Raw genomic sequence first — 7,794 nt, 5'->3', positions numbered from 1 at the left:
CTGCAATGCCTTTGGGTAGATGGACAGGGTGGCAATGGCCCAGATGGTCAGAGAAAACCCGGCGTTAAGGCCGAACCCGTACAGACCGCCCGTAACGACGCCACTGCTCGCAGCTGACAGAAGCAAAGCCTTTGTTGAACCCTTCATCTCAAACCCCCCTCCATTGAGAGTCCGAATGATAAAGACGGCCCCCCTTGAAGTCGAATAGCGATATCGGATTACAACTTTCCAGCGGGCGAAGCGGCCGAGAGGAAAATGCCCTGTAGTCTGGGCCTCTGGCCGAAAAGCGATTATTTTTCCACTGTGATGAGAAAATCAACACGATCAAAAGGCCGACCGGCGCATGAGCCCTCCGCAATGGCGCGGCGCTTCGTCGAAGCGATGGCCCGCTCTGGCGTACCGCAAAGCGAGATCGCTGCCGTGATCGCTGTCACGACGCCTACGCTACGCAAGCACTATCGCGGCGAATTGCAGCGCGGAGCCGCTATTGTCGAGACGCGACTTGCCAGTCACCTGCTGCACATCGCTAGCGGGAAGGACGGAACGGCGCTGAAGGCGATTATTTTCGCTCTGCAATGCAGATTCGGCTGGACGAAGTTCGCGCCTCCGCCGCCGCACTGATTGGCGATATGATCTGCTGATAAGTGCAGTTCGCGTGATTGCAATCTATAGTCCCGATGCGCTTTAATGCATCCGCATTTTGCTGGGGGAAATCATGAAACTGAATCTTATTGCAAGCGCGCTACTGTCTGTGGCGTTGGTTAGTTGTGCGACCACGAGTGAAATGCCTCTCGCTCCGAACGTGGTGCGGCTCGATACGAACGCAAGCGGGTTGATTTTCACCAGCGCAGCAGGGGCAATCACGATGAAGAAGGCCGCAGAGGCTACCCTTAAGCGTGGATATACCCATTTCAGGCTTGAACAGGCTCAAACCGCACAGGGTTCGCGTTTTGTGGGTATGAACACTAATACGAGCGGCTTCGGGCAAGCCTCGGTCTACGGCAACACAGCTTATGGAAGCTACAGCGGCTCGTCGTTCAGCACTCCCATGTATGCACCAACCGCCCAAATCGGCGTCACGGTCGTGATGTTTCATGCCAGCGAGGCCGGTGCCAAAGGTGCATTCGATGCCGCCGATGTGCTGGCGAAAAAGGGCAAGGTATAAATCGCCGTTCTTCATTGATCCTGAATGACGGGCAAACACGGCTGGACTTTGTAATATGACGGCGTAGAGGACATTTCAAATCCCCTTGAGAGCGTAGTTTATCGGCGCGAACAATATTAAGATTGTCAACAAAATCGCGCACAGCGAATGCACGATGATTGATATACGGTTGAGTTCTTTTACACGTCGCCTGAGCCATTCCGGGCACGCAGGGTCATTTACATCGATCCATCGGAAGTAGGTTCCGGCACTCTTGATGCCATACTTCTTCGCAGCCACTACGTGTGAAGCATTCATCCATCCTACGTACAGGCTGAATGCGAACCAGACGAGAAATAAAGCCGCGTAGAGATATACAGTCATCAATCCAATTCCGAACTCCTGGCTGTAGCGTTATTTTGTTGAGCCCCCCGCTCGCCCCGAGCACGGGCCACAGCTGCCATTTCCTCCTGCCGGCATCTTCCCTCGGCAAGCCCGGAAAACGCTCTCACGGTGCCCGCAGGCGGACAAAACGGGACCATACGGCCAAGTGCGGTTCGGCTGGCCGAAATTCGCACCGTCGCGCAATTTCAGAAACTCCAGCCTTTGGCTTTCAGGAAACCCTCGAAAGTCGTACAAGCAATTCCAAAATGTTCGCAAACATTTGGGATCTTTGCGGAGTTTGGTTTTAAACGTTCCTGGGTTACCACGGTGCCGCTGCAGGCCTTAGCGGCGGCAATTAGAAAAGGATCTGCAACCGGCTGACCAGTCATTTGCGCTTTGGAAGAAATCAACTGTTGGAAATGAGGAACTGCGAAAATTTGCCCGACGAATTCCGCCTCGGCTGGTGTGGGAGGATTGAATATTTTCGAATTATTCTTGGCCCACGCTATTACATTTGTCTCGGGGCACGCCTCAAGTTCGCGTAATACCTCGCGGACGGACACAACGACACCGCCATCCACCTCTGCCTGGAACAGCTTCCAGAAAGTTGGAAATACCTCACTGTAGTATCGCTCAAGCTCGCGAAAGCTGCTCGTGTCCACAATATAAATCATGCAGCCATGCCGCGCAGGAACCGGCCTTCCAACTCGTCGACCTGCTTGGGCTTCACACCGATAAAGTCGGCGGCTTCGTCTACGCTGATCTGGCGTCGGCCATAGCGAGCAAACACCTCGCTCATAAGCCGTTCGCTCAGATAGGCACCTTTGGTGTTATAGAAGTCCCCGCCAGTGCCTCCCTTGTCGACCTTTTGGCCGTCCCACTCGCGCTTGCGCTTCTCATAGAAGCCTTGACTGACGCGATCTGCATCGCGAAACCGCCGCAGAATAACCTCGCGGCTTACGCGATAGCGCGCAGCAAGGGCAGCAAAAATATCTGACGGAAGACCTTCCACATTTTGCGGGAGAGCGGCCACCTGCGCAGCGAAATCTTGAGCAGGAACCAGTATATCGGCAGCGATCTGATTGCAGAAGCGCTCTATCTTCTGCTCTGCAGGTGATAACCGATTTAAGGGCGCTTCATCGAAAGTGCTTATCGCGCGCCGGCTCATTAGGATATGGGCCAACTCGTGCAGCAAACTGAAAATTTGTCGCGTTTTTGTGGTGCTGTTATTGATCATCATTACGGGCAATTCAGGATGTTCTAAGCAGAAGCCCGATATCTCCTTCTGCTTGAAGGTATCTTTGAATACGAAAACGCCTCCACCCTCGATCGCTTTTCGCCAAACCTTCAGCGCCTCCTCGCCGTCTGGTGCACCCCAGTCACGGGCGCCAGGCGCGGGAACACCAAGCAAGGCGCGCACCGCGGCGGCTTGCTGCGCGCTGGGCTTCGATGCGTCCAAGTCCACACGCTTCCATAAGGGTTCGACTGCAGGCGAGCGCCCACCAAATAGCTCGACAAGAGACGCCTGGTACGCGTGTGCGCGTCGGATTAGCAACACAGTGTCGCGGCGCAGATTGCGTAGGTCGGTATCCGGCAGAGCGCGGAACTCAGCCTCTGGCCTAGGTTCTTTGGGCGGTGACGGCAGGAAGAAAATCGCTAATGGTCGCTTGTAAAGTTCATAGGCAAGCTTCTCAAGCTGCGCGTACGACGGCGCATCTGCCCCAGACTCCCAAGCGTCGATCTCTTCGACCGCCTTCTTGAGACGCCCGGCAACTTCTTCAGTAGAAAGGTGCGCCGATTCCCGCGCCCATTTTAGGAGCGCCGGTTGAATGCCGGGCAATGATACCGCCTTAGCCATGCTGACTTTCTTCTACTCTCAGCATTGAACCCTACCTTGGACCCCTTCGAAGGCCAAGCTGCCTCTTCCTTTTGTTTGACGATGGCAGTCGAGCCTTGCCGGTGGCTGTATGGATGGTCTTTGCAATTATCAATGGACGATTCGTTGGATGTTTGCGACGGGTGGGAGGTGCTGTGATCGCTTGCGTCCACCTCCCGGGCCACAGGGCGCTCATTTCCTTCCGGCGGTATCTTTTCCCCGGCCAACCCAGAAAACGGGCTGGCGGCGCGCCCCAGGAGGCAAAGCGTGGCTTTATCGCCGGGTCGCGATGCCCCACAGGCCGGCGAGGTCGTCCAGCCCCATGCGAAGCATGTCAGCGCCCGTTAGCCTCTCCCGTTTACTCGCCAGGAGTTCGGTCAGCGCAAAGCCTTCGCCGCAGACCGCCGAGACCAACCGATACATGCGGACGCCGAGCAATGCCCGGCATCGGGCCAGTTCCTTGCCCGCGTTAACCTGCCGTTCCGTGATCGGATCGCGCGCCTTGCCGCCGTCGACATGCTCCCGGCCGTAATCGATAGCCGACGCACCCTTGCCACCCATAGCCTCAAACAGCGCCCGGAAACGATCAGCGGCCGCAACCTGGGCGGCATCGAGCACACCGCGCGAGGCCAATGTCGTGATCGCGCTTTCGCGGATGTTCACAATGGCCGGGATCGTTCGCGGGTTTGCCGAATCCGCCGGATGGGCGCGGGAGAAATAGGGATTCTCTACGAGGGTTGGGCGGAGCTTTGGCGCAGGCATGGCCGCAAGAATGCCAGATCCTCGGGGAAACGGGAAGGGAGCTGTGGGGGAACGTTACGAGAACAGACTGCTACCATTTTGCTACCGAACTCGGTAGCACGAGGAGAAACTGGAGTGGACGAAACAGGAGATCAGTGACGTTAAATAACTGAAAAATAAGGACGGGATAGCACGGCTCCACACAGGAGAGGATGGCGGTAACCGGATTTCAAGACCGGTTCCTTAAACCACTCGGACACTCTTCCTTGCGCGCCTTATGGCGCAAAGGATATGGCCAATGCAAGGGTCGGGCGCAAAAATCTGGCGCCGGAAGACCCGGCTGGATGACGATTGCGCGATGCGCCGTTAGGGATTTGTAAACCATGATCATTAAAATTGTTTCTATCACCACGAAATCATTCGCATATTTGCGGTGATGGCCGCCGAGTTAAAGTCTCGTTAGGTGAGTGGGAGTAGGCATGACTGGCCGGTTGTCGGGCAGGTTCTTAACCATACTATCTTGGGCGGCGTGGGACATATGAGACTGGAATACGGGGCGACCTCTTTCGCAACGGGTACGCGGTGGCTGGCGTTGGCGTTGATGTGCGCCACCGTCACGGCTTGCGGTACGACTTCGCAGGCGCCAAAGAAGCGCGCTCACGGCAAAGAATATTTCTCCGAAAAAGAATACGGCGTCAAAGCCAGCCCGCGCGTTGCCAGTGGCGCCAACATACCAAAGGGGGGCGGGCGCTACATCGTCGGCAACCCTTATGAGGTCAAGGGCAGGTGGTATTATCCCAAGGAGGACTTCGCCTATAACAAGGTGGGCGTAGCCTCGTGGTATGGCTCCGCATTTCACGGCCGGTTGACGGCAAACGGCGAAGTCTACGACCAGATGCATCTTTCCGCGGCGCATCCGACTTTCCCTCTACCGAGCTACGCACGTGTCACAAATCTAGAAAACGGCTCGTCGGTGGTCGTGCGCGTCAACGACCGCGGCCCTTATCACGAAGGCCGCATCATCGATCTTTCCAACAAGACGGCGGACATGCTCGACCTGCAGCACAGCGGCACCGGCAAGGTACGCGTGCAGTATGTCGGCAAGGCGCGCATGGACGGGCACGATATGCCTTACCTGATGGCCTCCTACGTGCCGAAGGGAAGCCGGATTCCGGGGGTCAATCCGGGAGGTCAGATCGCAACCGGGGTGATGGTGGCGTCGAACAGCAAGCGGATCACCGGCGATCAGCTGCAGAGCCTTGGGACTTTGACCGTGGATCAATCGCGCGTGCCGGTGCCGATGTCCGCGACGGCCTATGGCGGCTCGACGCCGAGCGCTCGCTACAATGCGGCACCGGTGGCGACACCAGCTCTCCGAAATTCAGGACAGTCTATCGAGCAGATGGTCGTGCTTCCGGAAATCGGACCTGTTCCCTATGAGCGTCCATATGGTTACGGGCAGGGCGGTTCGCTCGCGATGGGCTACCAGGACGAGGACGTGAAGACGGTGACCGTAGAGCTTGCTCTCGACGCCGTCATGGTCCGTAATGACGGGCTGACACAGGATTCGATCCTCGCCGCCCTCAAGCGCCAGCAGGCAAAACAGATCGCGCCCTGATTGGAAGCGATTGCGCGCAGCGCGCGCTGCCTCTAACGTCCGGAGCCGAACCTTCGATCCTATGGAGCCTCGATGTTGAAGCATCTGCTTCGTCTTTGCGCGTGCCTTCTGCCCTTCGCTTCGCCATCCTACGCTGCCGAAACCGCGCCCGCCGGCTTTGTAACCAAGGCCGCACAGGCCTACATGATCGAGGCATCCACCGGAACGGTGCTGCTTGCGAAGAACGAGGAGCAGAGTTTTTCACCCGCCTCGCTCGCAAAGCTGATGACGATGGATCTGGTCTTCGGCTCGTTGAAGAAGGGCGAGATCACGCTCGACACCGAATATCCGGTTTCCGAATATGCCTGGCGGACGGGAGGTGCTCCGTCGCGGACGGCAACGATGTTTGCCGTGCTGAAATCCCGCATCCGTGTCGAAGACTTGATCAAGGGCGTCGCCATCCAGGGTGCCAACGACGGATGCATCATCCTTGCGGAGGGCATGAGCGGCTCGGAGGGCAATTTCGCTGCCGCAATGACGCGGCGGGCGGAGGTGCTCGGCATGGCGAAAACGGTCTTCGGAAACTCGACCGGCCTGCCGGACGGCAAGAGCAAGGTATCGGCGCGTGACTTGGTGACGCTTGCGATCGATCTGCAGCAATCCTATCCCGAATATTATCATTATTTCGCGCACCCCGATTTCGAGTGGAACAGGATTTTCCAGCGTAACCGCAACCCTTTGCTCGGCCTTGGACTTGGCGCGGACGGACTGGCGACCGGCTTTGCAGAGGGCGAGGGCTATTCGATCGTCGCCTCGGCGGAGCGAGATGGAAAGCGGCTCTTCCTGGCGCTCGGCGGCACTGCTTCCGACAAAGAACGGACCGAGGAGGCAAAGCGCATCCTGGAATGGGGGCAGACGGCCTTCGAGGACCGGCAGCTTTTCGCTGACGAGGAAATCGTCGGCGCGGCCAGCGTCTATGGCGGCCAGGCCGGGAAAGTGGACCTCGTCGCGAGGGGGGCTGTCAGCGTCTACATTCCGGTAAGCAATCCTGACAGGCTCTCGGCGCGGATCGTTTACCGCTGGCCGTTGATGGCGCCCGTCGCGGCCGATGCCGAAGCGGGCACGCTGGTCATATCGGCGGGCGGCCGCGTGTTGCGCGAGGTGCCACTTTACACCGCCCATGGCGTCGAGCAGGGTTCGCTGACGAGCCGGGCGGTCGACGCGCTTCTGGAACTCGGCGAATCGCTGTTCTTCTCGTGGCTCTGGGACAAGGCCGAGCCCACCTGATCGCCATATTCATTGCCTAAATTGCCGGGGAAGGACCCGATGGCGCCCAGCCTGAAGGTTTCGCTTGGCCCCGTCTTCGGATAGATAGGAAGAAAGCCCGGTGGCGCGGGCGCAGAAGTTTACGGGAATGTGTCATTGTCATCCGGTACGGGATTGTTCGTTACGTTTGAAGGCGGGGAAGGGGCTGGTAAATCCACGCAGATCCGCCGGCTGGCGGAAGCGCTGAGGGCGCGCGGCCATGAGGTTCTGCTGACGCGGGAACCCGGCGGGTCGCCTGGTGCGGAAGCCGTGCGCCACGTGCTGCTGTCGGGTAGCGCGGAAGCCTTCGGCACGCGCATGGAAGCCATTCTCTTCGCCGCAGCCCGTAACGATCACGTCGAAGCGGTCATTCGCCCGGCGCTTCTCCAGGGCAAGATCGTGCTGTGCGACCGGTTCATGGATTCTTCGCGCGTTTATCAAGGCGTGACGGGCAATCTCGAGGCGGACTTCATCGAGACGCTGCAGCGGATCGCCGTCAACGGCGTCTTACCAGATTGCACGCTGATCCTCGACATTCCGGCAAGGCTTGGTCTGGAGCGAGCAAAGACGCGCGGTGCGGCGACGGCGGACCGACCGGACCGTTTCGAAAAGGAAGAACTTGAAACGCACGAAAAGCGCCGCGAAGCCTATCTCGACATAGACGCGCGCGAACAGGAGCGATGCCACGGCGACAACGCGCAGCAGGCAGAAGAGCCGAGTGCCGCGGAAATGCGTGAGAACGTCAAT

General features: G+C 58.3%; 8 protein-coding genes. 5 read left to right on the top strand and 3 right to left on the bottom strand.

Translation table 11 applies throughout. The features are described from left to right. Positions 1-357: 357 nt before the first annotated feature. Together C9413_RS24155 and C9413_RS24150 are read left to right on the top strand one after the other, a co-directional pair. Positions 358-621, top strand: a complete 264-nt coding sequence (locus C9413_RS24155; protein ID WP_039844903.1) for a hypothetical protein — start codon at positions 358-360, stop codon at positions 619-621. A 94-nt stretch (positions 622-715) separates the two neighbouring features. Further along, positions 716-1,165 (top strand): hypothetical protein, encoded by a 450-nt coding sequence (locus C9413_RS24150; RefSeq protein ID WP_039844902.1) that lies wholly within the window; start codon positions 716-718, stop codon positions 1,163-1,165. 569 nt (positions 1,166-1,734) lie between these two features. Here C9413_RS24150 and C9413_RS24145 read toward each other — a convergent pair. From C9413_RS24145 to C9413_RS24135, 3 genes are all read right to left on the bottom strand, one after another. Further along, positions 1,735-2,202: a PIN domain-containing protein gene (locus C9413_RS24145; RefSeq protein ID WP_039844900.1), complete on the bottom strand. Its 468-nt coding sequence runs from the start codon at positions 2,200-2,202 to the stop codon at positions 1,735-1,737. Next, positions 2,199-3,386: an XRE family transcriptional regulator gene (locus C9413_RS24140; protein WP_039844899.1), complete on the bottom strand. Its 1,188-nt coding sequence runs from the start codon at positions 3,384-3,386 to the stop codon at positions 2,199-2,201. The genes C9413_RS24145 and C9413_RS24140 overlap by 4 nt, the downstream gene beginning before the upstream one ends. 291 nt (positions 3,387-3,677) lie before the next feature. Beyond that, the gene (locus C9413_RS24135) at positions 3,678-4,166 is read right to left on the bottom strand and encodes a hypothetical protein (protein ID WP_039844898.1); all 489 of its coding nucleotides are present in this window, start codon (positions 4,164-4,166) and stop codon (positions 3,678-3,680) included. Between the two features lie 517 nt (positions 4,167-4,683). Here C9413_RS24135 and C9413_RS24130 point away from each other — a divergent pair. From C9413_RS24130 to tmk, 3 genes are all read left to right on the top strand, one after another. Further along, positions 4,684-5,763 carry a septal ring lytic transglycosylase RlpA family protein gene (locus C9413_RS24130; protein ID WP_170250996.1) on the top strand — a complete coding sequence of 360 codons (1,080 nt, stop codon included), beginning with the start codon at positions 4,684-4,686 and terminating at the stop codon, positions 5,761-5,763. A 72-nt stretch (positions 5,764-5,835) separates the two neighbouring features. After that, positions 5,836-7,029 (top strand): D-alanyl-D-alanine carboxypeptidase family protein, encoded by a 1,194-nt coding sequence (locus tag C9413_RS24125; protein WP_039844896.1) that lies wholly within the window; start codon positions 5,836-5,838, stop codon positions 7,027-7,029. 135 nt (positions 7,030-7,164) lie between these two features. Further along, positions 7,165-7,794: dTMP kinase (gene tmk / locus C9413_RS24120; protein ID WP_170250995.1), on the top strand; the 630-nt coding region annotated here is incomplete at its 3' end.

This window comes from Rhizobium sp. SEMIA 4085, from assembly GCF_013004495.1.
Taxonomy (GTDB): domain Bacteria; phylum Pseudomonadota; class Alphaproteobacteria; order Rhizobiales; family Rhizobiaceae; genus Rhizobium; species Rhizobium gallicum.
Note: the sequence above shows the minus strand (reverse complement) of the source record. Positions and strands in the feature narration are given on the sequence as shown.